The 24,290-nt window shown below is 66.4% G+C and carries 23 protein-coding genes; 15 read left to right on the top strand and 8 right to left on the bottom strand.

Translation table 11 applies throughout. The annotated features are described in order from the left end of the window. The first annotated feature begins 119 nt into the window (after nucleotides 1–119). The 4 genes from ACFWPX_RS28245 to polA all read left to right on the top strand — a co-directional run bounded on the left by ACFWPX_RS28245 (nucleotide 120) and on the right by polA (nucleotide 7,179). Entirely contained in the window at nucleotides 120–1,157 is a 1,038-nt protein-coding gene (locus tag ACFWPX_RS28245) for a branched-chain amino acid ABC transporter permease (RefSeq protein WP_378917355.1), read from the top strand. Beyond that, entirely contained in the window at nucleotides 1,154–2,578 is a 1,425-nt protein-coding gene (locus ACFWPX_RS28240; protein WP_378917356.1) for a branched-chain amino acid ABC transporter permease, read from the top strand. The genes ACFWPX_RS28245 and ACFWPX_RS28240 overlap by 4 nt, the downstream gene beginning before the upstream one ends. After that, nucleotides 2,575–4,359 carry an ATP-binding cassette domain-containing protein gene (locus ACFWPX_RS28235; protein ID WP_378930517.1) on the top strand — a complete coding sequence of 595 codons (1,785 nt, stop codon included), beginning with the start codon at nucleotides 2,575–2,577 and terminating at the stop codon, nucleotides 4,357–4,359. The genes ACFWPX_RS28240 and ACFWPX_RS28235 overlap by 4 nt, the downstream gene beginning before the upstream one ends. Before the next feature lie 81 nt (nucleotides 4,360–4,440). Beyond that, nucleotides 4,441–7,179 (top strand): DNA polymerase I, encoded by a 2,739-nt coding sequence (gene polA, locus ACFWPX_RS28230; protein ID WP_378930515.1) that lies wholly within the window; start codon nucleotides 4,441–4,443, stop codon nucleotides 7,177–7,179. A gap of 74 nt (nucleotides 7,180–7,253) precedes the next feature. Here the strand turns inward: polA and ACFWPX_RS28225 are convergent, their stop codons facing one another. Both ACFWPX_RS28225 and ACFWPX_RS28220 read right to left on the bottom strand, forming a co-directional pair. Next, a complete protein-coding gene (locus ACFWPX_RS28225; RefSeq protein WP_378930513.1) occupies nucleotides 7,254–7,592 on the bottom strand; it encodes an LGFP repeat-containing protein in 339 nt (112 codons plus the stop codon). Nucleotides 7,593–7,785: 193 nt separating this feature from the next. Beyond that, entirely contained in the window at nucleotides 7,786–8,646 is an 861-nt protein-coding gene (locus ACFWPX_RS28220) for a haloalkane dehalogenase (protein WP_378930511.1), read from the bottom strand. A gap of 139 nt (nucleotides 8,647–8,785) precedes the next feature. Between ACFWPX_RS28220 and ACFWPX_RS28215 the strand changes: the two genes are divergently transcribed. Together ACFWPX_RS28215 and ACFWPX_RS28210 are read left to right on the top strand one after the other, a co-directional pair. Further along, nucleotides 8,786–9,562 carry an acyl-[acyl-carrier-protein] thioesterase gene (locus tag ACFWPX_RS28215; RefSeq protein ID WP_378930509.1) on the top strand — a complete coding sequence of 259 codons (777 nt, stop codon included), beginning with the start codon at nucleotides 8,786–8,788 and terminating at the stop codon, nucleotides 9,560–9,562. Nucleotides 9,563–9,922: 360 nt separating this feature from the next. Beyond that, the gene (locus tag ACFWPX_RS28210) at nucleotides 9,923–10,342 is read left to right on the top strand and encodes a 2-keto-3-deoxygluconate kinase (protein ID WP_378917367.1); all 420 of its coding nucleotides are present in this window, start codon (nucleotides 9,923–9,925) and stop codon (nucleotides 10,340–10,342) included. 83 nt (nucleotides 10,343–10,425) lie between these two features. Here the strand turns inward: ACFWPX_RS28210 and trxA are convergent, their stop codons facing one another. Beyond that, complete coding sequence (trxA, locus tag ACFWPX_RS28205; protein ID WP_056824580.1) at nucleotides 10,426–10,803, bottom strand: thioredoxin; 378 nt, start codon at nucleotides 10,801–10,803, stop codon at nucleotides 10,426–10,428. A 49-nt stretch (nucleotides 10,804–10,852) separates the two neighbouring features. Continuing rightward, nucleotides 10,853–11,353, bottom strand: coding sequence for a 2'-5' RNA ligase family protein (locus ACFWPX_RS28200; protein ID WP_378930507.1), 501 nt, complete (start codon nucleotides 11,351–11,353; stop codon nucleotides 10,853–10,855). Between the two features lie 93 nt (nucleotides 11,354–11,446). Here ACFWPX_RS28200 and ACFWPX_RS28195 point away from each other — a divergent pair, with 93 nt between their 5' ends. The 4 genes from ACFWPX_RS28195 to ACFWPX_RS28180 all read left to right on the top strand — a co-directional run bounded on the left by ACFWPX_RS28195 (nucleotide 11,447) and on the right by ACFWPX_RS28180 (nucleotide 15,277). Continuing rightward, nucleotides 11,447–12,526, top strand: coding sequence for an isocitrate/isopropylmalate dehydrogenase family protein (locus tag ACFWPX_RS28195; protein WP_378930505.1), 1,080 nt, complete (start codon nucleotides 11,447–11,449; stop codon nucleotides 12,524–12,526). Nucleotides 12,527–12,652: 126 nt separating this feature from the next. Beyond that, a complete protein-coding gene (locus tag ACFWPX_RS28190; protein ID WP_378917371.1) occupies nucleotides 12,653–13,558 on the top strand; it encodes an ABC transporter substrate-binding protein in 906 nt (301 codons plus the stop codon). 1 nt (nucleotide 13,559) lies between these two features. Beyond that, complete coding sequence (locus ACFWPX_RS28185) at nucleotides 13,560–14,498, top strand: ABC transporter permease subunit (RefSeq protein ID WP_378917373.1); 939 nt, start codon at nucleotides 13,560–13,562, stop codon at nucleotides 14,496–14,498. Between the two features lie 26 nt (nucleotides 14,499–14,524). After that, nucleotides 14,525–15,277 carry an amino acid ABC transporter ATP-binding protein gene (locus ACFWPX_RS28180; protein WP_378917599.1) on the top strand — a complete coding sequence of 251 codons (753 nt, stop codon included), beginning with the start codon at nucleotides 14,525–14,527 and terminating at the stop codon, nucleotides 15,275–15,277. Nucleotides 15,278–15,332: 55 nt separating this feature from the next. On the opposite strand, the gene ACFWPX_RS28175 is transcribed toward ACFWPX_RS28180, so the two are convergent. Further along, complete coding sequence (locus ACFWPX_RS28175) at nucleotides 15,333–15,953, bottom strand: MerR family transcriptional regulator (RefSeq protein ID WP_378917375.1); 621 nt, start codon at nucleotides 15,951–15,953, stop codon at nucleotides 15,333–15,335. A 118-nt stretch (nucleotides 15,954–16,071) separates the two neighbouring features. Here ACFWPX_RS28175 and ACFWPX_RS28170 point away from each other — a divergent pair, with 118 nt between their 5' ends. After that, nucleotides 16,072–17,019, top strand: a complete 948-nt coding sequence (locus ACFWPX_RS28170; protein ID WP_378930503.1) for a hypothetical protein — start codon at nucleotides 16,072–16,074, stop codon at nucleotides 17,017–17,019. Next, a complete protein-coding gene (locus ACFWPX_RS28165) occupies nucleotides 17,016–17,468 on the top strand; it encodes an ABA4-like family protein (protein WP_378930501.1) in 453 nt (150 codons plus the stop codon). Before ACFWPX_RS28170 ends, ACFWPX_RS28165 begins: the two co-directional genes overlap by 4 nt. Nucleotides 17,469–17,536: 68 nt before the next feature. On the opposite strand, the gene ACFWPX_RS28160 is transcribed toward ACFWPX_RS28165, so the two are convergent. From ACFWPX_RS28160 to ACFWPX_RS28150, 3 genes are all read right to left on the bottom strand, one after another. Beyond that, on the bottom strand, nucleotides 17,537–19,084 hold the full coding sequence (locus ACFWPX_RS28160; RefSeq protein ID WP_378930529.1) for an acyl-CoA carboxylase subunit beta: 1,548 nt from the start codon (nucleotides 19,082–19,084) through the stop codon (nucleotides 17,537–17,539). 298 nt (nucleotides 19,085–19,382) lie between these two features. Further along, nucleotides 19,383–20,657 (bottom strand): RNA-guided endonuclease InsQ/TnpB family protein, encoded by a 1,275-nt coding sequence (locus tag ACFWPX_RS28155; protein WP_378930499.1) that lies wholly within the window; start codon nucleotides 20,655–20,657, stop codon nucleotides 19,383–19,385. Between the two features lie 57 nt (nucleotides 20,658–20,714). Then, nucleotides 20,715–21,665, bottom strand: coding sequence for a LysR family transcriptional regulator (locus tag ACFWPX_RS28150; protein WP_378917382.1), 951 nt, complete (start codon nucleotides 21,663–21,665; stop codon nucleotides 20,715–20,717). A 71-nt stretch (nucleotides 21,666–21,736) separates the two neighbouring features. On the opposite strand from ACFWPX_RS28150, the gene ACFWPX_RS28145 reads away from it, so the two are divergent. From ACFWPX_RS28145 to ACFWPX_RS28135, 3 genes are all read left to right on the top strand, one after another. Next, nucleotides 21,737–23,080 (top strand): FAD-binding oxidoreductase, encoded by a 1,344-nt coding sequence (locus ACFWPX_RS28145; RefSeq protein WP_378930497.1) that lies wholly within the window; start codon nucleotides 21,737–21,739, stop codon nucleotides 23,078–23,080. A gap of 66 nt (nucleotides 23,081–23,146) precedes the next feature. Further along, nucleotides 23,147–24,034, top strand: coding sequence for an SPFH domain-containing protein (locus tag ACFWPX_RS28140; RefSeq protein WP_378917386.1), 888 nt, complete (start codon nucleotides 23,147–23,149; stop codon nucleotides 24,032–24,034). Between the two features lie 9 nt (nucleotides 24,035–24,043). Then, nucleotides 24,044–24,208: a toxin-antitoxin system HicB family antitoxin gene (locus ACFWPX_RS28135; protein ID WP_378930494.1), complete on the top strand. Its 165-nt coding sequence runs from the start codon at nucleotides 24,044–24,046 to the stop codon at nucleotides 24,206–24,208. The last annotated feature ends 82 nt before the right edge of the window (nucleotides 24,209–24,290 follow it).

The raw sequence follows: 24,290 nt of genomic DNA, 5'->3' as shown, positions 1-24,290 counted from the left end.
GTGGAGTTCACCTATAGTTCCTTATGATGTTTTTGCATCGTTACGTCTGGTGCTCGGGGCGGGGGGGGGGGTCCTCGTTCGACCCCCCCCCCCCCCGCGCGCCTGACGCGAGAGTAATCATGACATCAGCGGCTTCGCTCGGTGTGACCCTGTTGGCCGAGGGGTCCATCGATTTCAACGTCTCCGGGGTGATCGACCAGTTCTGGCGATTGACCGTGGACGGCTTGACCTACGGCTCGATCTACGCCCTGGTGGCTGTCGGCTACACGCTGGTCTACGGCGTGCTGCGACTGATCAACTTCGCCCACTCCGAGATCTTCATGCTCGGCATGTTCGGTACCTACGTGGGACTGGAACTGCTCGGCTTCGCGCCGAGCGGCAACGTGTATTCCCAGGGTGTCCTGCTGACGGTTCTCTACCTCGGTCTGGCGATGCTGTTCGGCATGCTCGTCTCGGGCATCGCCGCGGTGGGGCTCGAACGGATCGCCTACCGGCCGCTGCGCAGGCGCGGCGCGAAACCGCTGGCCTTCCTGATCACCGCGATCGGTATGTCGTTCGTGATCCAGGAGTTCGTCCACTACATCCTGCCCAAGATCAAGCCGGGTCTCGGCGGTTCCAACGCCCAGACCGGAATCCGGCTCGTGGAGCCGAAGGTGCAGTTCACCTTTCTCGGCGCGCAGGTCACCAATGTGGCGCTGGTGATCTTCGCCGCGGCCATCGTGCTCGCGGTCACCACCGAAATCGTCATCAACAGAACCAAATTCGGCCGCGCCATCCGCGCCGTGGCCCAAGACCCCGACACCGCCACCCTGATGGGTGTCTCGCGCGAGCGGGTCATCGTGCTGACCTTCCTCATCGGCGGTCTGCTCGCGGGAGCCGCCGCGATGTTGTACACCCTCTACATTCCCACCGGCATCATCTTCTCCGGCGGTTTCATCCTCGGTATCAAGGCGTTCAGCGCCGCGGTGCTCGGCGGTATCGGCAACCTGCGTGGCGCGCTGCTCGGCGGTCTGCTCCTCGGCATCGCCGAGCAATACGGGCAGATCCTGTTCGGCACCGAATGGCGTGACGTGGTCGCGTTCGTGCTGCTGGTGACCGTGCTGATGTTCCGGCCGACCGGCATCCTCGGCGAGAGCCTGGGGAGGGCACGCGCATGACAGACCTGACGAAAACTCCGGAAGTTCCCGTGGCACCCAAGGACCGGCGTGGCGTCGGCGACGCGATCCGTAGCTGGTGGGACGGGCTCTCGCGGCCTGCCCAGTGGGCCGTCGGTGTGCCGATCATCGCCCTGCTGGCCCTGATGCCGCTGTTCCCGCCACCGCTGCTCGACACTCCGGGCGTGAGCTTCGGTGGTGTGATGGCGCAGTTCGCCATGTACGCGCTGATCGCCATCGGCCTCAACGTGGTGGTCGGCCAGGCGGGCCTGCTCGACCTCGGCTATGTCGGTTTCTACGCCGTCGGTGCCTACACGGTCGGCCTGCTGACCAGCCCGAACAGTCCGTGGAACCAAACCGACGGCGGATGGCTCAGCTCGGGCTGGGCGTGGGTGGCCTGTCTGCCCATCGCGGTCGCGCTGACCGCGCTGGCCGGTCTGATCCTCGGGTCCCCGACCCTGCGGCTGCGCGGCGACTACCTGGCGATCGTGACGCTCGGCTTCGGTGAGATCGTGCGCCTGATGGCCGACAACCTGGGCGATCTGACCAACGGCAGCCTCGGCCTGTCCAAGATCGCCTACCCCGAGGTCGGTGAATCCGAAGCGCACCCCGGTGGCTACTTCTCCCCGGGCAACCTCGGTGACAAGAGCAGCTGGAACCCGTTCGATCGGGCCAGTAGCGGCACCTGGTGGTTCTGGCTCGGCATGGTCCTGGTGATCGTGGTGCTGTTGATCATCGGCAATCTCGAACGCAGCCGGGTCGGCCGCTCCTGGGTCGCCATCCGCGAGGACGAGGACGCCGCCGAGATCATGGGCGTGCCGACCTTCAAGTTCAAGCTGTGGGCGTTCGTGATCGGCGCTTCGGTCGGTGGTCTGTCCGGCGCGATGTATGCGGGTCAGGTCACCTACGTGAACCCCAAGCAGTTCGACATCATCTTGTCGATGCTGTTCCTGTGCGCGGTCGTGCTCGGTGGTTCGGGCAACAAGCTCGGCGTGATCGTGGGCGCGTTCCTCATCGCGTACCTGCCGATGCGGTTGCAGTCGGTGCAGCTGGTGTCGAACGAGTCGACCGGCTACCTGCTGCTCGGCCTCGATATCGCGCTGCTGATCGGGCTGTGGTTGCTGTGGCGTCTGCGCGGTGATCAGCTGGGCGTGTGGGTCAGACGCGTGGTGATCGCCCTGGCGATCTTCGCGGTGATCGCCGGCTTGCTGCTGTTCGGCAGCGTGCTGCTGTTCCGTAAGGGCGGGGCGCAGAACCTCGGTGACCTGAAGTACCTCTACTTCGGCATCGCGCTCGTGGTGATGATGATTCTGCGGCCACAGGGTCTGTTCCCGGTGCGGCAGAAGCTGCTCGCCTACGGCAGACAGGTGTACCAGGCCGTTGTGCGCAAGCCGGCGGCCGAATCGATCGGAGCAGGGCGATGACGGGGCCGGGCGCGGGAGACGCGCTGTACGACAACGAAGACATGAAGGCCGGCTACCAGCCACCGCCCGAGGTCGAGCCGACCGGCGAGGTCGACGTCACCGCGGTGATGCCCGAACTCGCCGATGCCGAGACCGTCGCCGAGGTGGTCGCGCCGCATCGCGCGATCGAGACCGCCGTCGGCGAGCCGTTGCTGCGCACCGACGGTCTGACCGTCAAGTTCGGCGGTCTGACCGCGCTCGACGGAGTGAGTTTCGAGATCCGCCGTGGCGAGATCCTCGGCCTGATCGGCCCCAACGGCGCGGGCAAGACCACCTGCTTCAACGCGATCACCGGCGTGTACAAGCCCGCGTCGGGCAGCGTGCACTTCGACGGTCGGCCACTGGCCAAGACCAAGCGCAACGAGATCACCCGGCTGGGTATCGCGCGCACGTTCCAGAACGTGCGGTTGTTCGGCGAGATGACGGCGCTGGAGAACGTGGTCGTCGGCACCGACGCTCGCCACACCACCTCGGTGCCCGGCGCGGTGTTCCGCACGCCGAAGTTCAAGCGCGAGGAGCGTGACGCCATCGAACGCGGCATGGCGCTGCTCGAGTTCGTCGGCATCGCGCCGCGCGCGGTGGAGAAGGCCCGCAACCTGTCCTACGGAGATCAGCGCAGACTCGAGATCGCGCGGGCGCTGGCCACCGAGCCCAAACTGCTGTGTCTGGACGAGCCGGCTGCTGGTTTCAATCCCAGCGAGAAGTCGGCGCTGATGGATCTGATCCGCAAGATCCGCGACGACGGCTACACCGTGCTGCTCATCGAGCACGACATGCGCCTGGTGATGGGCGTGACCGACCGGATCGTGGTCCTGGAGTTCGGGCGCAAGATCGCCGACGGCCTGCCCACCGCGGTGCGCGAGGACCCGGCGGTGATCGCGGCCTACCTCGGCGTGCCCGACGCGGACACCATCGCCGAGGTGCGCGAGGAATCCGTGGCCGCTGCGGAGGAGGGGGCGACCCCTTCGCCGGTTGTGGTGCAGGCGCGCGAGGACGAGCCCGAAGCCGTTGCCGAGAAGGCGGTGCCGCTGCTCGAGGTGCAGGACATGGTCGTGAACTACGGCCGGATCGAAGCGCTGCACGGCATTTCGCTCTCGGTCGCCGAGGGTGAACTGGTGACCCTGCTCGGCGCCAACGGCGCGGGCAAGACCACCACCATGCGGGCGATGTCGGGCCTGCTACCGCTCACCTCGGGCCGGATCCTGTTCCAGGGCAAAGACATCACCACGATGAAGGCGCACGATCGGGTGGTCGAGGGTCTCATCCAGGCGCCCGAAGGCCGCGGTGTGTTCCCCGGCATGACAGTCGCGGAGAACCTCGACATGGGTTGCTACGGCAGGCCTTTCGAGAAGAAGACCGAGTACCAGCAGACCCTGGATTGGGTCTTCGAACTGTTCCCCCGCCTGGCCGAACGCCGCAAGCAGGTCGGCGGCACGATGTCGGGCGGCGAACAGCAGATGCTCGCCATCGGCCGTGCCCTCATGGCCCGGCCCAAGCTGCTGCTGCTCGACGAACCCTCGATGGGTCTCGCCCCCATGGTGATCCAGCAGATCTTCCGGATCATCAGCGAGATCAACCGCCAGGGCACCACCGTGCTGCTCGTGGAACAGAACGCCCAACAGGCCCTGACCCGCAGCGATCGCGCCTACATCCTGGAAACCGGCGAGGTCACCAAGTCCGGCCCCGGTGCGTCGTTGCTGACCGACCCCGCGGTCAAGTCGGCCTACCTGGGTGTCGATTGACCCGGGATTCGTCCACCGTCCGGCCCCGTATCGCGCTCGAGCGATGCGGGGCCGGATCTGTCGGTGGGGGTGCCTAGACTCATGCGCGTGAGTTCACCGACGACTGCGCAGGCATCGACTACGACCACTGCCCCTGACGGCGAGCGGCCTACGCTGCTGCTCCTGGACGGGCATTCGATCGCCTATCGCGCGTTCTTCGCGCTACCGGCGGAGAACTTCAAGACCGTCACGGGTCAGACCACCAACGCGGTGTACGGATTCACCTCGATGCTGATCAATCTGCTGCGCGACGAGAAGCCGAGCCATGTCGCCGCGGCGTTCGACGTGTCGCGCAAGACTTTCCGCACCGAGGCGTACCCGGAGTACAAGGCCAATCGCAGCGCCACCCCCGACGAGTTCCGTGGGCAGGTCGAACTCACCAAGGACGTGCTCGGCGCGATGGGCATTCCGGTGATGGCCATCGACGGCTACGAGGCCGACGATGTGATCGCCACCCTCACCACCCAGGCCGTCGCTCAGGGCTACCAGGTCTTCATCGTCACCGGCGACCGCGACGCGATCCAGCTGGTCAACGACGACGTCACCGTGCTCTACCCGAAGAAGGGCGTCTCGGATCTGACCCGTTTCACCCCGGCCGAGGTGGAGACCAAATACGGCCTCACCCCCGCGCAGTACCCCGACTACGCGGCCCTGCGCGGCGACCCGAGCGACAATCTGCCCGGCATTCCCGGCGTGGGGGAGAAGACCGCCGCCAAGTGGATCCGCGAATACGGTGACCTCGCCACCCTCGTCGACCGGGTCGACCAGGTGAAGGGCAAGGTCGGCGACTCGCTGCGCGCGAATCTGTCGAGTGTGGTGCTCAACCGCCAGCTCACCGAGATGGTGCGCGAGGTGCCCCTGCCCTACACCCCCGACCAGCTGATCAAGGCCCCGTGGGACCGCGACAAGATCCACCAGCTCTTCGACGACCTCGAGTTCCGGGTGCTGCGCGACCGGCTGTTCGACACCCTCGGTTCGCCCGAGCCGGAAGCCGAATCAGGGTTCGAGATCAGCGGTGGCGCCCTCGATCAGGGCGCGGTCGCCGACTGGCTGGCCGAGCACGCGAAAGCCGGTGTGCGCCACGGTCTCTCGATCGTCGGGACCGGCACCCCGGTGCACGGTGACGCGCGGGCGCTGGCCATTGCCGCCGCCGACGGTGAGGGCGGCTACATCGACCTGACCGTACTCACCCCCGACGATGAAACCGCCCTCGCGGCCTGGCTGGCCGACCCCGAGGTGCTCAAGGCCCTGCACGAGGCCAAGTCCGCAGGTCACGCGCTGCGCGGGCGCGGCTTCACCCTCGGCGGTCTCACCACCGACACCGCCCTGTCGGCCTACCTGGTCCGCCCCGGCCAGCGCAGCTTCAACCTCGACGACCTGTCCCTGCGCTACCTCAAGCGCGAACTGCGCGTCGAGACCGGCGACACCGGCCAGCTCTCCCTGCTCGACGACGAGGACACCCTCGCCGCCGATATCGCGCGCGAGGAGATGCTGCGCGCCCGCGCGGTCGCCGACCTGGCCGTCGCGCTGGATACCGAACTCGAGGCGATCGAGTCGACCCCGCTGCTCACGGAGATGGAGCTGCCCCTGCTCGGCGTGCTCGGTCAACTCGAGGAAGCGGGCATCGCGGTCGACGTCGCCCAGCTCGAAAACCTCCAGCAGCAGTTCGCCGACCGCGTCACCGAGGCCGCGAACTCCGCCTACGACGTGATCGGCAAGCAGATCAACCTCGGCTCGCCCAAGCAGTTGCAGGTGGTGCTGTTCGACGAGCTCGACATGCCGAAGACCAAGCGCACCAAGACCGGCTACACCACCGACGCCGATGCGCTGGAATCGCTGTTCGAGAAGACCGGCCACGCGTTCCTGGAACACCTGCTGGCCCACCGCGACGCGACCCGGCTCAAGGTGACCGTCGACGGCCTGCTCAAGTCGGTCTCCGACGACGGCCGCGTGCACACCACGTTCAACCAGACCATCGCCGCGACCGGTCGCCTCTCCTCGACCGAGCCGAACCTGCAGAACATCCCGATTCGTACCGATACCGGCCGCCAGATTCGCGACACGTTCGTGGTCGGTCCCGGCTTCGCCGAACTCATGACCGCCGACTACAGCCAGATCGAGATGCGCATCATGGCGCACCTGTCCGGTGACGCCGGCCTGATCGAGGCGTTCAATTCCGGTGAGGACCTGCATACCTTCGTCGCGTCGAAGGCCTTCGACATCCCGATCGCGGAGGTGAGCCCCGAGCTGCGCCGCCGGATCAAGGCCATGTCCTACGGCCTCGCCTACGGTCTCAGTTCCTATGGCTTGAGCGCTCAGCTGAAGATCAGCACGACCGAGGCCAAAGAGCAGATGGACGTCTACTTCGACCGTTTCGGCGGCATCCGCGACTACCTGTCCGACGTCGTCGATCAGGCCCGCAAGGTCGGCTACACCCAAACCCTGTTCGGTCGCCGCCGCTACCTCCCCGACCTGGACTCCAGCAATCGCCAGCGCCGCGAATCCGCCGAACGCATGGCGCTGAACGCTCCCATCCAGGGCACCGCCGCCGACATCATCAAGGTCGCGATGATCAACGTGCAGAACGCGATCCGCGAGGCAGGACTGCGCTCGCGCATGCTGCTGCAGATCCACGACGAACTGGTCTTCGAGGTGGTGGACGGCGAACGCGAAGCACTCGAAACCCTTGCGCGCGAACAGATGTCCGCCGCGATCGAACTCTCGGTCCCGCTCACCGTCTCCGTCGGCACCGGCCGTAGCTGGGACGCGGCCGCGCACTGACCGGACCACACAGCACAATGGGCACCGACCCGCGCGGGGTCGGTGCCCACTGTGGGCGTGTCAGGGAACGCTGATTACGCGTTGACCGTCACGGCATCGTCGGCGATCGAGTAGCTGATCGAACCGTTCTCGAACTTGCTCACCTTGCCGCCGTCGATGTCCTGCTCGTCGGTGGTCGGGTAGCCCAGCCGCCCGCCCGCGCCGCCTTCGGCTTCCCATGCCAGTCGGATGGCGCCGTACACGGTCTTGGCTCCGGTCGGGAGCTTGAAGTAGATGACTCCGCCGGTGAATTCCTGGAACTTGCCACCGTTGGGGGCGTCCTGCTCTGCGGAGGTCGGCTCACCCAGCGGGCTGGACGCGCCACCGGCTTCGTTGTAGTGATCGCCGATAGCCCCAGTGACTTCGAATGCCATGTCGAACAATTCCTTTCACGCAGTAACAATTGGCCTAGCGGCGGCGACGCTACAGTGCGATCGCCCGTTCTGGGCGGCGACTCGCGGGGGATTCACGATCTGGTCACACTTCGTTTGCCGTTGATTTGCTCGTGACCGGCGGCTGGAGTCAGCGCACGATCTACCGGCCGTCATCGGGAAACCTGTTGCGGCGCTAGAGAAAACGCCGGCCGATAGCTTCGGCGATCTTGCCGGGCTCGTGCTCGGGGATGAAGTGCTTGGCGTCGGGCAGTTCGAGGACCTGGTGATCGGTGAACGTGTCGCGCATCCGCGGCAGGAACGCCGGGGCGCGAAAAGCCATGTCCTTCATGCCCCAGACCAGCAAGGTGGGTTTGGCGCCGAGTCGAGCGGGCACGTCGGTGGCCAGTTGCTCGAGCAGTGGACGCGCGGCCAGGATCTGCCCGGGCATAGCGGCGATGCCGCGCCGGGCCTCGGGTGAGGGCTGCACGTTGCGGTAGTGATCGGCCTCGGCGGCGCTGATCGTGTTCCGCAGCTCGGCGATCAGAAACCGCTCGACGAGCAGGTTGTTGTTCAGGATCTGCCGCTGCATCGGCCTGCTGCCCATGACCCGGCTGAAGGCCTTCTGTGGCCAGGTGTCCGTCGGCCACAGCAGGGTGTTGCCGAGCACCAGCCCGCGAACCCGGTCGGCGCGATCGGTGCCGACGGCGGCGCCGATCGGCCCACCCCAGTCCTGGCCCATGATCACGAACTGGTCCAGCCCGAGATGGTCGACGAGCTCGCCGACCACGGCGGCGTGTTCGGCGATGGTGTAGCCGTAGCCCGGTGGCCGCTCGGACAAGCCGAAGCCAGGGTAATCGACTGCTACGCAACGGAATCGGTCGCTCAGCTCGCCGATGATCTTGCGATAGAGAAAACTCCACGTGGGGCTGCCGTGGCAGAACAGGATGGAGATTCCGGAGCCCTCGTCGATGTAGTGCACCCGGCCCGCGGAGGAATCGAACCACCGGGACTCGAAGGGGTAGAGAGCTTTGTCCGGTGTGAAATCGATCAGCATCGCATCCATCCTGTCCGAGGGCTTCGAACCGACCTTACGGACGGAGAGATCCGCGGTTCAAGGTGTGCTCCGAGGGTCGGTCAACGCCCGGGTCCGGTGCATCGGCTCGGGTGCGGCGAACTGTGGCAGCATCGGCCGTATGACCGAACCCGTCATCGCGACCCCGCTGCCCGACTGCCCCGATATCGAGCAGGCCTTCGCGATGTCGTGGCCGGTGCGGCTGGGCGATACCGATGGCGACGACCGGTTGCGGCTCGACGCGGTGGCGCGGTATCTGCAGGACATCGGATTCGATCACCTCGATGCGGTCGAGGACGGCGATGCCCATCAGGCGTGGATCGTGCGACGCACGGTCATCGACGTGTACGAGCCGATCGTGTTCGGCGACCGCGTCCACCTACGCCGCTGGGCCGACGCGCTCTCGAATCGCTGGTGTGACATGCGAATTCGGCTACGCGGTGAGAAGGGTGGCCACATCGAAGCCGCGGCGTTCCTGATCCATATCGACCCCGTCGCCGGTCGCCCCACCCGGATGAGCGACGCGTTCATGGCGCCCATGCTGGCCGGCACCACCGAACACCGCCTGCGCTGGAAAGCGGCCCTGGCCGAACTCGACGACCCGCACGTGGAGTCGGTGCCGTTCCCGCTGCGGGTCACCGACGTCGACCGGCTCGGCCACGTCAACAACGCCGTGTACTGGGAGGCGGTCGAGGAAGCCCTCGCCGCGCACCCGGACCGCCACCGGCTGCCGTACCGGGCGATCGTGGAACACGTCGGCCCGGTGATGATGGGCGACAAGGTGGCGTTGCGGACGAGCTCGCGGTCCGACAGCCTGCGCGTCCAGGTCGACGTCGACGGCTCGGCGCGCGCGCTCGCCTCGGTGGCACCCCTACCCGGCACGATCCCGGGGCGCTGATCCGGCGGCGATAGCGTCGAATCGCCGCGACCGCGCCCGATGTTACCGATCCTGAGCTGCGGTGATGGTACTCACCGGTAGACACTCCGGGCGGTAGACCAGGTTGCGGTTTCGCGACGATCGCCCTATTCTCGAGTGCGTGCCGAATCCCGCCCGCTGTGCCGCGCTGCTAGTCGCTGACCGCGACCTCGCGGTCGCTGCTGCGCAGATCGCGCAGGAAGCTTCACGGCGAATTCTTCTCGTAGTAATCCGCCGTAGCGGGGTCTGATTCGGACCAGCCCCTACGCTGCGGGCTGTATTTCATCGTTCTGCTGGTCCCACCCTGCCAACGAAGACATCTTCGGGAAGACCTCACCTGCAATGACGCTGACACTGGACCATGCCCTGTTCGCCGCCGCCCCCAAGGGCCTGCGCGCCGAGCTCACCGACCTCGACCCCGCCGCTTTCCTCGACCGGTACACCCGCGCCGACGGATCCATCGCCCTGCGCGAATGGTCTTGTTCCGGAACGGATTTCACCGCCACCCTGGAATTCGCCGACCACCTTCGCACCGTCATCGCCACCGGCAGCCCGGTCGCGGCGATGACCTCCGCGCTCTACGACGAGGGCTACCCCCTCGAGATCCTGCACTTCCATCAGCGCCCGACCGCCGACGGCATTGCCACTTTCATGCAGTGCGAGTTCAACGGCAGGCGCGGCTGGGCGGTGGCGACAGCCACCGGCAGCGCGGAATCGACCGTGCGCGCCATGATCGCCGGTGTCAACCTGCTCGCGGGCTGACACCACACAGAACACACAAGGGCCCGTTCACCTCGAAAGGTGAACGGGCCCTTCGCGTTACGCGCAAGGTATGCGGCGCCGAACTACTCGGCGGGGGAGGACTCCTGCTGCTCGGCGATCTGCTTGCGCACCTCGTCCATGTCCAGGTCCTTGATCTGGGTCACCAGATCCTCGAGCGCGGCAGGCGGCAGTGCGCCGGGCTGGGCGAACACGAGCACGCCCTCGCGGAAGGCCATGATGGTCGGGATCGACTGGATGTTGGCGGCAGCGGCGAGCCCCTGCTCGGCCTCGGTATCGACCTTGCCGTACACGACGTCGGTGTGCTTTTCCGACGAGGTTTCGTAGGTCGGCGCGAAACTGCGGCACGGACCGCACCACGAAGCCCAGAAATCGACGAGGACCACGTCGTTTCCGGTGATGACTTCGTCGAAGTTCTGCTGGGTCAGCGTCTGGGTGGCCATGACGTCCTCTCCTTGTCGGTGTCCTCGGCTGTAACGCCGGGGCGTCCCACTATCTTCCCCCGATCACGATTCGCTCCTGCCGCGCCTCCCCGTCCCAGCGGCGAATCCCCACGATGAGCGACCGGAAATCGGTGTCGGCCGCGACCGCCCGCACCGCGTCGCCGAGCCGTTCGGGGGGCACGCGCCGCGCCAGGGTCACGTGCGGTGTCCACGCGCCGGGAGCCATGGTCGCCGGTCTGCCGGGGCAGGGCGAGACCACCTCACTGACCCGGCGATGCAGGGCGAGCAGGTCAGCGGTGACGACAACCGCCCTGACCAGGATCGGTCGGCGCGCCCCGAAGACGAGCAGTCCGCCCAAACGGATCGGCAGCGGCTCGAACGCGAGCCGCTCGAGCGCGTGGTCGATGCGCGGCCAGATCTCGCGCGCCACCGCGACGGTGATGTGCGGCCGATAGGTCTCACCGTGGCGATTGCCGAGGCCTGCTTCGGCAAGAACCGCCCATTGCCTGCGGATCTCCGTCTCGCCGCCCTCGTCGAGGAGCAACTCCACCGACTGCACCATGATCTGCAGAAACTAGTCGCTGCGGCGTGTCCGCACAGCCCACTCGCTCGATCCGGACCGGACACGCGCGAGGATGGGGGAGTGAACGGTGTGAAGGCGAACCTGCGACTCGGTGTGATCGACGGCGACGGAATCGGCCCCGAGGTGGTGGCCGCGACCCGAGCGGTCGTCGACGAAGCGATCGGCGCGGCCGGGCTCGCGCCGGTGGAGTGGGTGCCGTTGCTGATCGGGCACGAGGCGATCGCCGCCTTCGGCAACCCGCTGCCGGAACAGACCATGACCGCCCTCGAGGACCTCGACGCCTGGATCCTCGGTCCCCACGACAACGCCTCCTACCCGTCGGACATGCGGGTGGCACCGGGCGGCGTCATCCGCAAACGCCACGGGCTCTACGCGAACATCCGCCCCGCCGCCGCGTTCGCCGGGGTGCGCGCGCTGGCGCCCGATATCGATCTGGTGATCGTCCGGGAGAACAGCGAGGGCTTCTACGCCGACCGCAATATGTTCGCCGGCTCGGGGGAGTTCCGCCCCACCGAGGACGTGGCGATGGCGGTCGCGGTGATCACCCGTAAGGCGTGCGAGCGGATCGCGCATCAGGCGCTGCGACTGGCACAGGGCAGGCGCAAGCGGGTCACCGTGGTGCACAAGGCCAATGTGCTGCCGATGACGACCGGCCTGTTCCGTGACGTCTGTTACGAAGTGGCCGAGCAGTATCCGGACGTGCGGGTCGACGACGAACACGTCGACGCGATGGCGGCGCACCTGGTCCGCTCACCCGCCGGGTTCGATGTGATCGTCACCGAGAACCTGTTCGGCGACATCCTCTCGGACCTGGCCGGTGAGCTCAGCGGTTCCCTCGGCATGGCCGCCTCGCTCAACTGCTCCGATACGCGCGCGATGGCGCAGGCCGTGCACGGCGCGGCGCCGGGTCTGGCCGGACACAATCGGGCCAATCCCGCCGCGCTGCAATTGTCGGCGGCAATGTTGTTGCGCTGGTTGGCGGTTCGTGACGACAATAGGGTGCTCCATGATACGGCCGACCGTATTACCCACGCCGTGACGGCGACACTGGCGGCCGGAATCGCGACCGCGGATCTCGGCGGCCTGGCTTCCACCAGCGAATTCACCGAGCAGGTCAGTGCCCGCGTGCACCGGAGGTGAAGGGACCCCTTTCACATTGGCTGATTAATCTTCGGTTACTGTCGCACCACGCTGTGTCCGGTTCGCATACATTGCCAAACAGGCGCTGACACGTGGCCGGCGTCGACGTGAAATGTGGAGGCTCCTTTGTCTGTTCGAACTGTCCTCGGCCGTGGCGCCGTGCGGCTGCTGTGTACCGTCGCCGGCGGTGCCTTGTTGTTGACCGGCTGCGCCGAGAACACCGAGGGCGACGGCGCCTCGGTGAGCAAGGTGTCGGCGGAGAAGGTCGACGCGCTCGCCGCGGCCGTCCCCGACAAGGTGAAGCAGGCAGGCAAGTTGGTCGTCGGCGTGAACGTGCCGTACCAGCCGAACGAGTACAAGGACGCCAGCGGCAAGATCGTCGGCTTCGATGTCGACCTCCTCGACGCCGTCGCGAGCACCCTCGGACTGAAGGTCGACTATGTCGAATCCTCGTTCGAGAAGATCATTCCCGCCATTCAGGCAGGCACCTACGACGTGGGTATGTCCTCGATCACCGATTCGCGCGAACGCGAACAGCAGGTCGATTTCACGACCTATTTCTCCGCGGGTATCCAGTGGGCCCAGCAAACCGGTAAAGCGATCGATCCGAATAACGCGTGCGGCAAGAAGGTCGCCGTACAGTCCACTACGGTCGAGCACACCGACGAGATTCCCGCCAAGAGCGCCAAGTGCGTCGCCGAGGGTAAGCCCGCTATCGATATGAAGGCATTCGACGAGCAGAGCGCCGCGACCAACGCATTGGTGCTCGGCCAGGTCGACGCGATGTCGGCGGATTCCCCGGTGACCGCGTACGCGATCAAGCAGAGCGAAGGCAAGATCGAGTCGGCGGGCCCGCTGTTCGATTCCGCGCCCTACGGCTGGGCCGTGCAGAAGTCCTCCCCGCTGGCGGTGGCCCTGCAGAAGGCGCTGCAGCACCTGATCGACAACGGCAAGTACGGCGAGATCACCACCAACTGGGGTGTACAGGACGGTCAGATCAAGACCTCGGTGATCAACGGTGCAGTGAGCTGACGTGACCGACGAGAAAGACACGGTGGAGGTGCCCGGACCGGGCACCGAACCCGAACCGATCAAAGCGGTCCCGCTGCGCAGGCCGGGCCGCTGGATCGCGGCGGCAATCATCCTGATCCTGGTGGGATTGTTCGTCTACGGCGCTGCCACGAATCCCGCCTACCGGTGGGACACCTACGGCAAGTACCTGTTCGACAGCCGGATCACCGCCGGCGCGATCGTCACCCTGGAACTCACCGTGCTCGCGATGGCGATCGCGGTGGGTCTGGGCACCGTCCTCGCGGTGATGCGCCTGTCGCCGAACCCGGTGCTGCGCACGGCGGCCTGGGTGTATCTGTGGATCTTCCGCGGGACCCCGGTCTATGTGCAGTTGGTGTTCTGGGGCCTGGTTCCCTCGCTCTACAAGCAGATCGACCTCGGCGTGCCGTTCGGCCCGCAGTTCTTCCATCTCGACGTGCAGAGCCTGCAGGCCGCGTTCCTGTTCGCCGTGATCGGCCTCGGTCTCAACGAGGCCGCGTACATGGCCGAGATCGTGCGCGCGGGCATCAACTCCGTCGGCGAGGGTCAGCGCGAAGCGTCGGTGGCACTTGGCATGTCGTGGACGCAGACGATGCGCCGCACCGTGTTGCCACAGGCCATGCGGGTGATCATCCCGCCCACCGGCAACGAGTTGATCGGCATGCTCAAGACGACCTCGCTGGTCACCGCGATTCCGCTGAGTACCGACCTGTTCGGCCGCGCCCGTGACATCTACGGCGTGAACTTCCAGCCGATCCCGCTGCTGCTCGTCTGTGCCACCTGGTACCTGGCGATCACCAGCATCCTCATGGTCGGCCAGTACTACTTGGAACGCTATTACTCGCGCGGTGCCACCCGGCAGCTCACGGCCAAGCAGCTGCAGGAACTGGCCACGGCGCAGGCGGCGGTGAAGGCGAAATGACCGAACAAGTTGCGGCAGTCCCGCCGATGGTGCTGGCTGACCGGGTGTGCAAGAGCTTCGGCGCGCTCCAGGTGCTCAAGGGCATCTCGCTCGAGGTGGAGCGCGGCAAGGTGCTCACCCTGGTCGGTCCGTCGGGCTCGGGCAAGTCGACGTTCCTGCGGTGCATCAATCACCTCGAGCAGGTGAACGCGGGCAGGCTCTACGTCGACGGCGATCTCGTGGGCTACCGGGAGAAGAACGGCAAGCTCTACGAGATGCACGAGCGTGATGCCGCGGTCCAGCGTCGCGATATCGGCATGGTGTTCCAGCATTTCAACCTGTTCCCGCACCGCACGGCGCTGGAGAACGTGATCGAGGCGCCGATCCAGGTGCGCGGGATCCGCAAATCCGACGCGATCGTCCGGGCCGAGGAACTGCTCGAGCGGGTCGGTCTCTCGGCCAAGCGCAACGCCTACCCCGCACAGCTGTCGGGCGGTCAGCAGCAGCGTGTGGCCATCGCGCGAGCACTGGCGATGGACCCCAAGCTGATGCTGTTCGACGAGCCGACCTCGGCGCTGGATCCCGAGCTGGTCGGTGAGGTACTCGCCGTCATGCGGGAGCTGGCCGATTCGGGCATGACCATGCTGGTGGTGACCCACGAGATGGGTTTCGCCCGCGAGGTCGCCGACGAACTGGTGTTCATGGACGCCGGTGTGGTGGTGGAGTCGGGACCGCCGCGTGAACTGCTGGCAAACCCCCAGCACGAGCGCACGCAGGCGTTCCTGTCACGTCTGCTCTGACATCACATCTGCCACGACACGGCGGCCCCGCGAATTCGCGGGGCCGCCGTGTCGTTCACGAGGTGGGTTTCAGCCGTTCCATGGAGACCTGCGCTTGGGCGATGCGGCGGATGATGGCCAGCGCGGTGTCGCCGAGGACCGTGAGTACGACGACCGCGTCGACGATGTCGTCGCGGTCGCCGGCCGACAGTGCGGCCGTCACGTCGTTTTCCGCGACCACGCGCGCGCCGTCGAAATAGGCGGGCATGGCGGTGGTGGCCCAGTCCCGGTAACCCAGTTGCGACAGGCGAACGATCATGCTGGCGAGATTGTCGACGGCCTCGAGGCTGTGGTGTCGGCTCCAGCCGCGCCGGTCCATCTCCGTGCACACGACCTGGTACGCGCGATCCCATTCGGCGTCGTGCACGGCGGGCACGTCGGGGGACACGCTGTCCTGCGCAAGGCCGAGGACGCGGAACAGCGGCAGGTCGGGGGAGTCGATCGCCGCGAGAACGTCGGAGACGGTGGCGACCGGTATCCCGCCCACCTCGATCAACGCGCGGATCAAACGCAGTCGGCGTAGGTGGTCTTCGCCGTAGTTGGCCTGGTTGGGGCTGGTGCGTTCGCCTGGGGGCAGCAGGCCCTCGCGCAGGTAGTACTTGATGGTCGCCACCGCGATGCCGCTGCGTTCACTCAACTCCGAGATCCGCACTCTTACCTCCGATTTCGTTCCCACCCCTTGCCTACGCCCTGTGTAGCGGATAGTCTAACTATCCATAACGGATAGTATAGCTATCTATCTCTGGGAGATTCGCATGTCAGTCCTGACCGCCCCCTCGCTGCCCCGCCCCAACGCCCCTCTGCATCGACCGCTGATGTATTTCGCCGCTGCCAACGCCGCGCTCGTAGTGGTGGGCCTGATCGGGATGCTGGTCGATGACCGGGTGATCGCCGGGTCGGCCGCCTGGTTCAAGCCGACCAAGTTCGCGATCTCGTTCGTGTTCTACGGCGTGGCCCTGGCTTGGTTGATGTCGTTGCGGCCCAAGCCTTCTCGGCTCGCCTCGTGGATGGCCACGGTGATCGTGGTCGCCGGGGTGATCGAACAGGCGATCATCTTCGGGCAGGTGATCCGCGGGACCCGCAGCCACTACAACATGACCACCACCCTGGACGGCACCCTCTGGGTGATCATGGGATCCACCATCGTCATCCTGTTCCTGGCAACCCTGGTGATCGGGATCGGACTGATGCGCGAACGCCTCGGCGACGCCTCGATCACCTGGTCGATTCGTCTCGGCATCGCGATCACGTTGGTCGGATTGGCGCTGGGAAATCTGATGCCGCAGCAGGAATCCGGCGTCGAGGGAATCGCGGGCGCGCACACGGTCGGAGCTCCCGACGGCACCCCCGGCATGCCGCTGACCGGGTGGAGCACCACCGACGGTGACCTGCGCATCCCGCACTTCTTCGGCATGCACGCCCTACAGGCGTTGCCACTGCTCGCCGCGCTGCTGGTGTTCCTGGCGCCACGGATCCCCGCACTGCGTCCGACGCGGGTGCGGCTGGGCCTGATCATCACCGCGTCGGCGGGTTACGCGGCGGTCCTCGCCCTGGTCACCTGGCAGGCGCTGCGTGGACAGCCGTTGATCCACCCCGATCGGGCCACGCTCACCGCCGCGGCCGCGATCGTCACCGGAGTTGTTGTCGGAGTATCGATCTCGGTCGCGAGCGCGGCCGGTTCCCGAAAGGTAGTCACCGCATGAGCACGCTGTTCGACCTGTCGTTCTTCGTCACGGTGCCGTTCTGGGCCTTGATGATCTTCGCCCCGACCTGGCGCTGGACCCGCACGATCATCTCCTCACCGTGGATAGTGCTGGTGCCCTTGGTGGTATGGGCGATCGTCGCGGTGCCGGTGCTCGGCGCGATGTGGTCACTGGTGACCTCACCGTCGCTGGACGCGATCACCGAAGCCACCGCCGACCCTGCCGTACTGACCGCACTGTGGGCGCAGATCATCGCGTGGGACCTGTTCCTCGGGCGCTGGGTCTACCTCGACAGTCGTGAGCGCAATATCCATCCGCTGCTGATGGGGCCGCTACTTGTCGGCACGATCCTGTTGTCGCCCATCGCATTTCCGATCTACCTGGTGGTGCGTGAAGTCGCACGCCGCGGTAGTTCGCCAGTGCCGCAAGCGAGTCCGGTGAGCGCGTAGCCGCCGTGGGCCGGACTCCGACGAGTCCGGCCCACGTAGTTACTGGCGTCGTCGCGGTGACGCCGCCGCTACAACGGCATCAGGCGATGTTTGCGCGGGGCCTGCTCGACGTGTTTGTCACCGAGTAGTCGCAGCGCCTTGCGGATTTCCAGCCGCGTGGTCGACGGCTCGATGACCGCGTCGATGTAACCGCGTTCGGCGGCGGTCCACGGTGTCGCGACCGCGGCGTTGTAGAAGTCGACCATCTGCTGACGCACAGCAGGCCGCTCGGCTTCCGGGACGGCGGCGAGCTGCTTGCGCTGCGTCAGGCCCACCGCGGCCTCGGCGCCCATCACGGCGATGCGCGCGGTCGGCCAGGCGAGGTTGATGTCGCCGCCGAGCTGCTTGCACCCCATCACCGCGTAACCGCCGCCGTAGGCCTTGCGAACCACCACGGTGACGATCGGGACGGTGGCCTCGACAACCGCGAAGAAGAATCGGCCGCCGCGTTTGATGACGCCGATCCTCTCCTCCTCGACTCCCGGCAGCACGCCCGGTGTGTCGACGACGAACACCAGCGGAATGTCGAACGCGTCGCAGAGGCGGATGAAATGCGCGGCCTTGTCCGATCCGCGCGCATCGATCGCGCCGCTGGCCACCAGCGGCTGATTGGCGACGACCCCGACGCTGCGCCCGTCGACCCGCGCGAACCCGGTGATCAGATTGCGGGCGGCGCCGTCGCCGATCTCGTGGAACTCCCCGTCGTCGAAGATCCGGAGTAACACCTCGTACATGTCGTAGCCCATGCGATCGGAATCCGGTATCAGCGAGTCGAGTTCGCGATCGGAGTCGGTGATCTCCGGCTCCAGACCTGGATTGACCAGTGGCGCCCGCTCGTAGCAGTTCGACGGCATGAAGCTCAAATATGTTCGCGCCCACTCGAACGCGGCCTTCTCATCCACCGCCACGTGGTGGATATTGCCGTTGTTCGCCTGGTTGAACGCGCCGCCGAGCTCGTCGAGGGTCACTTCCTCGCCGGTGGTCTCGCGGATGATCTCGGGACCGGTCACGAACATGTACGCCGACTCGGTCGCGATCAGCACATCGGTATTGATCGGCGAGTACACCGCGCCCGCAGCGCATTTGCCCAACATCACCGACACCTGCGGCACCACCCCGGACAGCCGCGTCTGCCGCCTGCTCATCTCCGCGTACCAGGCCAGTGAGGTGACCGCGTCCTGCACCCGCGCACCGCCGGAGTCGTTGATCGCCACGAACGGGCACGCGATATCGGCCGCCAGATCCATCGCCATCGCGACCTTGCGCCCGAACATCTCACCCACCGATCCGCCGAACACGGTCTGGTCGTGGGCGATCACCACCACCGGCCGCCCGTCGATCCTGCCGTGCCCGGTGACCACGCCGTCGCCGTAGAGCCCGTCGGCCGCGCCCGGCTGCTTCACCAGCGCGCCGATCTCGGTGAAACTGCCCTGGTCGAGAAGTATTTCGATGCGTTCGCGTGGGCTGGGAATTCCTTTCGCCGCACGCTTGGCGATCCCCGCTTTCCCCGCCGGTTCCCGCGCCGCCCTCAGATTGTCCCGCAGCTCTTGCAGTTTCGCAGCAGTAGTCGACTCCACCACGCACGCCCTTCCTCGTCCTGGTCGAGCTCTCCTCCATCGGATCGAAACAGCGTAACGCCGAGGTTCGCGCCGACGTCATCGGCACGACGGCCCGCTTCCTGACGAATCAGGGAAATTTGTCGTGTGGGTCCGAATTGTCTTCTACCGAAGGTTCCTTGGGTAGTCAGATCGGACAGCGGCGATCATCGAGAGACACGGTGCCTGCGGACTCGGCGGTCGAGCTCTCCTTCATCGGTTACAGCATGTCTGAATACCTACAGGTGTCCAGACACCGCCCTTCTCGGGCGTCGTCGGCTCACGCAACGAGGGTGGCGTGAACGTCGGTTTCCGCGTCAACCAGGCCGGTTTCACCGACATCCATGGGGTGTCGGTCAGCGCCTTCCTGTCGGCGGACTTTGGTAGCCCGGCCCCCTGCTCGGGGGTCCGGGGATCGTGAAAAGTCTTGGTCGATGTTCGGCCACACTGCGAGCTTCACCGCCGCATTATGGTCGCGGTCACCGCGAAACCCACACACGCAGACGAACACTCGATCGGCCAAGGTCAGGGCAGGATTGATCGTCGCGCATTCCGAGCACCGTTTGCTCGAGGGATACCAACGATCCGCGATGGCGACCGTGCCGCCACGCCATGCCTGCTTGTAGGTGAGCATCCGGGCGAAGTCCGCCCATCCCGCATCGCTGATCGCGCGCGCCAAACAACGATTGCCGAGCATCCCCGCCACATTCAGATCCTCGATCACGAGCCGGTCGTGGGTTTTGACCAGCTTGTTGGCGACCTGATGGGCGAAGTGACGGCGGACATTCGCGATCCGATAATGATGCCGTGCCAGCCGAACGGCTGCGTCTCGACGGTTGTGTGACCCTTTCTGTTTCCGGGACAGGGACTTCGCGAGACGGCGTTGCCTGCCCAGCCCGGTGGTCAATGGTTTGGGTGCGGCCGAGATGCGATCGACTTCGGTCCCGTCGGCGGTCGCCGCGACAGCGAACACTGTCAACCCGAGGTCGATCCCGACCCAACCACCTTCGTTCCCGTGTTGGCGTGGTCGGTGGTGGTGAGACGGGTGTAAGTCCGCAGCTTCGACGGTCAGGCTGATCCACCATCGTCGCGCCCGGTACGAAACGGTGGCATGGAGGATTCTCGCCCGTTGCTTGATGAGTAGGCGCCGCAACCGGCGGGTGTCGTCGCGCACCCTGACCACGCCTATCCCAGGCAGGGTTACCGACCTGGCGGTGCCGTTGTCACCGACCCGGATCATCGCCCTTCCGGTGTCGGCTTGTTTGTTGCGGATCCGGAACGACGGAATGCTCTTCTTCTTCGACTTGAAACGGGGAAATCCAACCCGCTTGCCGGCGCGTTTACCGGAACGGGATTCGGAGAACGCGGCTAGGGCGCGTCCGCAGTCGACCGCGGCTTCTTCGAATACTTGCTGGCATACCTGGGTGCGCCATACCAGCCCGGTCACCTGAACCTCGGCGATCCCGCCCGGGCTGACAGTGAAGACGCGCCCTGCGGCTTCGGTCTTCTTCCAGGAGTTGAACGCGTTGATCAGATCGAACCGTGTCCACGGCACGCGTTGTTCCGGGCAGGTTTTCCGACGGGTGAGGGCGGTGGAGCGTTTCAGCCGCAGTTACGGTTGATGGCCCGACGGATCGTCGGAAGTCGTTGTCGGGGTTCGGGCGCCGAACGCGATGCGCAATTGGCCGAGCAGCACCGTGGCGGCCGGGCTGAGGGGGCGGTCGGTGCGCCAGGCGAGGGCGAGTCTGCCGTGGATTCGTGGGGCGACGATGTCGAGGGTTCGGACGCCGAACTCGGCGGCTTCGTCGGTGGTGAGCGCGGGGACGATCGCGGTGCCGAGGCCGCGCGCCGCGAGCTCGAGCAGTAACGGGGGAGCGGCGGCTTCGAAAGCGATGTTCGGGGTGAAACCAGCTGCGGTGCAGGATCGTTCGAATATTCCGCGCAGACCTGTGCCCCTGGTGAGGCAGATCAGCCTGCGGTCGGCGAGAGTCGCCAGGGTGATGGAGTTCGCCGATTCGGCGGGGTCGACGGGTGCGTCGCGCGCGACGGCGGCGACGAGCGGCGTCTCCAGGATAACGTGCAGGCCGATGCCGGAACCTGTTGGGGCGCCGGTCAATCCGGTGAGCGCGATATCGAGATCGCCGTGCTCGACGGCCGCGAGCATTCTTTCCGCGGTGTCCTCGGTGAGGCTGATCCCGACCTGCGGATGATCGTGGTGGAAATCGGCCAGCACTCCCGCGACATCGAATACTTCCGAGGCCGCCCCGGAGATCATGCCGAGCCGGACCTGCCCGCGCAGCAATCCCGTGAACTCCCCGACCGTGTCGCCGATCCGGTCGGCGGCGGCCAGGGCGGCCCGCGCGTGCTCGAGCACGGCGGCGCCGACGTCGGTGAGCGTCACGGTGCGCGCGCCGCGGTCGAGCAGGCGCTGACCGAGTTCGCGTTCGAGTTGCCGGATCTGGGTGCTGAGGCCGGGCTGGGTCAAGTGCAGCCGTTCGGCGGCCTTGGTGAACCCGCCTTCGTCGACGATCGTCACGAAGTAGCGCAGCTGCCGCAGTTCCATAACTATCGATTATACGTAGCAGTAGAACTATCTCTTATACTTATTCGTTTGCCGGGCGCAGAGTCGAAGTCATGACCGATATCGCAACGAAGTTCGCCGGGCCGGTGTTCACCCCGGACGACCCCGGATACGCCGAGGAGATCGCCGGCTTCCAAACCGCCTACGCCCATCGTCCGGCGTTCGTGGTCGGCGCCCTGCACGGTCAGGACGTGCGCGCCGCGGTGGAATTCGCCGCACGGCACGGGCTCTCGGTAGCTGTGCAGGCGACCGGACACGGGTTGTCGGTCGCGGCCGATGGTGGGGTGCTCATCACGACCGGGCGCATGGACGGCATCGCCGTCGACCCGCAAGCCCGTACCGCCCGCATCGGTGCGGGGGTCCGCGCGGGTGCGCTGGTCGAGGCGGCGGCTCCGTACGGGCTGGCGCCTTTGAACGGGTCGTCGCCGTCGGTGGGCGTCGTCGGGTATGTGCTCGGCGGCGGGCTCGGATTGCTGGCGCGTGAATTCGGCTATGCCGCCGATCATGTGCGCCACATCGAGCTCGTGACTGCCGACGGCAGAATGCGCTCACTCGGCCCGCGCGACGAATTGTTCGGGGCGGTACTGGGTTCCGGCGGGAACTTCGGTGTGGTGACGGCGCTCGAACTCGACCTCGTCCCCGTCGCCGAAATCTACGGTGGCCAGCTGGTTTTCGACGCGCCACTGGTCGATGCGGCGCTGGAGACCTGGCGCACCTGGACCGAGACCGTGCCGAGCGCGCTGACCTCCACGATCGCGGTGGTGACCTATCCTGATATCCCGCCCGTACCGGAGTCGTTGCGGGGCCGCCACGTCGCGTCGATCCGAGTCGCCTTCGACGGACCGGACGAGGAGGCGCAGCGGTGGGTCGCGCCGTTGCGGCAGATCGGACCTCGGCTGCGCGAGGACCTGTGCACGATGCCCTACGCCGAATCGCACACAATCCACAGCGATCCACCCTTCCCGCACGCCTACGCCGCGACCAACGCACTGCTCTCGGAGCTGACACCGCAGGGTCTGTCCGCACTGCGCGCACTCACCGCGCCGGGCGGACAGGTCGACGCGGTGATCGACATCCGCCATCTCGGCGCCGCCCTCCGGCACGGCGGCCCGGCATCGATCGATCATCGCGATGCCGAGTACATCGTGCGGGTGATCACCGGTCCCGGCGAGGGTGACGCGGCGCCCGAAGGGCTGGCTGCGGTACGAGAAGCATTGGCGCCGTGGACGATCGGACACAGCCTCGCGTTCCTCTACGGCGCAGGCGCCGCGGCGGACGCGGCCCAGACCGCGGCCGGTTACTCCCCGGACACCTATCGCTGGCTGGCGGCGGCGAAAGCGAAGTACGACCTGCGAAACATGTTCCGGGCCAACCGCAACATCGCCCCCAGCCCCTAGCGACCCTTGCCGGGCCTCCCGATATCTACTATCTTAGTGATATCACTCAGATATCGGGAGGATGTCATGGAACTGCGGTCCGCATTCCGCGTCAATGGATTCGTCGTCGTGCTGGGGTGGCTGGTGTTCACCCTGTTGTTCGGTGCCGCCGCCGTTCTCGCATTCATCGCCGCCACCCAGCACAACGGTGGCGCACCGGCCTGGATCGGCGCGGTCGCCGCTGTCGTCGCGATCTTGGTCGTCTGGTTGCTCGCCACCGGGCTGATCATCGTCAACCCCAACGAGGCCAAGGTCGTCACCTTCTTCGGCCGCTACATCGGTTCGGTCAGTGACCCCGGATTCTTCTCGGTGGTCCCGCTCACCGACCGCAAGTCCATCTCGCTGCGGGTGCGCAACTTCGAAACCCAGAAGCTGAAGGTCAACGACGCCGACGGCAACCCCGTCGAGATCGCGGCCGTCGTCGTCTACAAGGTGGTCGACAGCTTCAAGGCGGCCTTCGCCGTCGACGACTACGAGGAGTACGTCGAAACCCAGTCCGAGGCCGCCGTGCGCCACCTCGCCACCACCCACCCCTACGACGCCCACGACGACTCGCGCACCAGTCTGCGCGACGGCGCCGAGGTGGCCGAGGAACTGACGGTCGAGCTGCGCGAACGCACCCTCACCGCCGGCATCGAAGTCATCGAGGCCCGCATCACCCACCTCGCCTACGCCCCCGAGATCGCCCAGGCGATGCTCGTGCGCCAGCAGGCCGCCCAGGTCGTCGCGGCCCGCACCCAGATCGTCGAAGGCGCGGTCGGCATGGTCGCCCTGGCTCTCGACCGCCTCGCCGAACAGGGCACCGTCGAACTCGACGAGGAGCGCAAGGCCAACATGGTCTCCAACCTGCTCGTCGTCCTCTGCGGCGACCGCGCCACCCAGCCGGTCGTCAACACCGGATCCCTCTACTCCTGAGCCGCGGCGATGACCCAGCCGAAGAAGGAACCCAAAAAGATCCTGCTACGGCTCGACCCGGCCGTCCACGAGGCAATAGCCAAGTGGGCGGCCGACGACCTGCGCAGCATCAACTCCCAAATCGAATACGCCCTACGCCTGGCCCTAGACCAAGCAGGCCGAAAGCCGCGTTGAGCAATGTGCATGTGAAGCCTTGTGGCACAATCGAATCCAGCATTCAGAGGGAAATTCGAACATCGCTTGCAGCGGTGCTCGA

The sequence above is a fragment of the Nocardia sp. NPDC058518 genome (assembly GCF_042719655.1).
Taxonomy (GTDB): Bacteria; Actinomycetota; Actinomycetes; order Mycobacteriales; family Mycobacteriaceae; genus Nocardia.
Note: the sequence above shows the minus strand (reverse complement) of the source record. Positions and strands in the feature narration are given on the sequence as shown.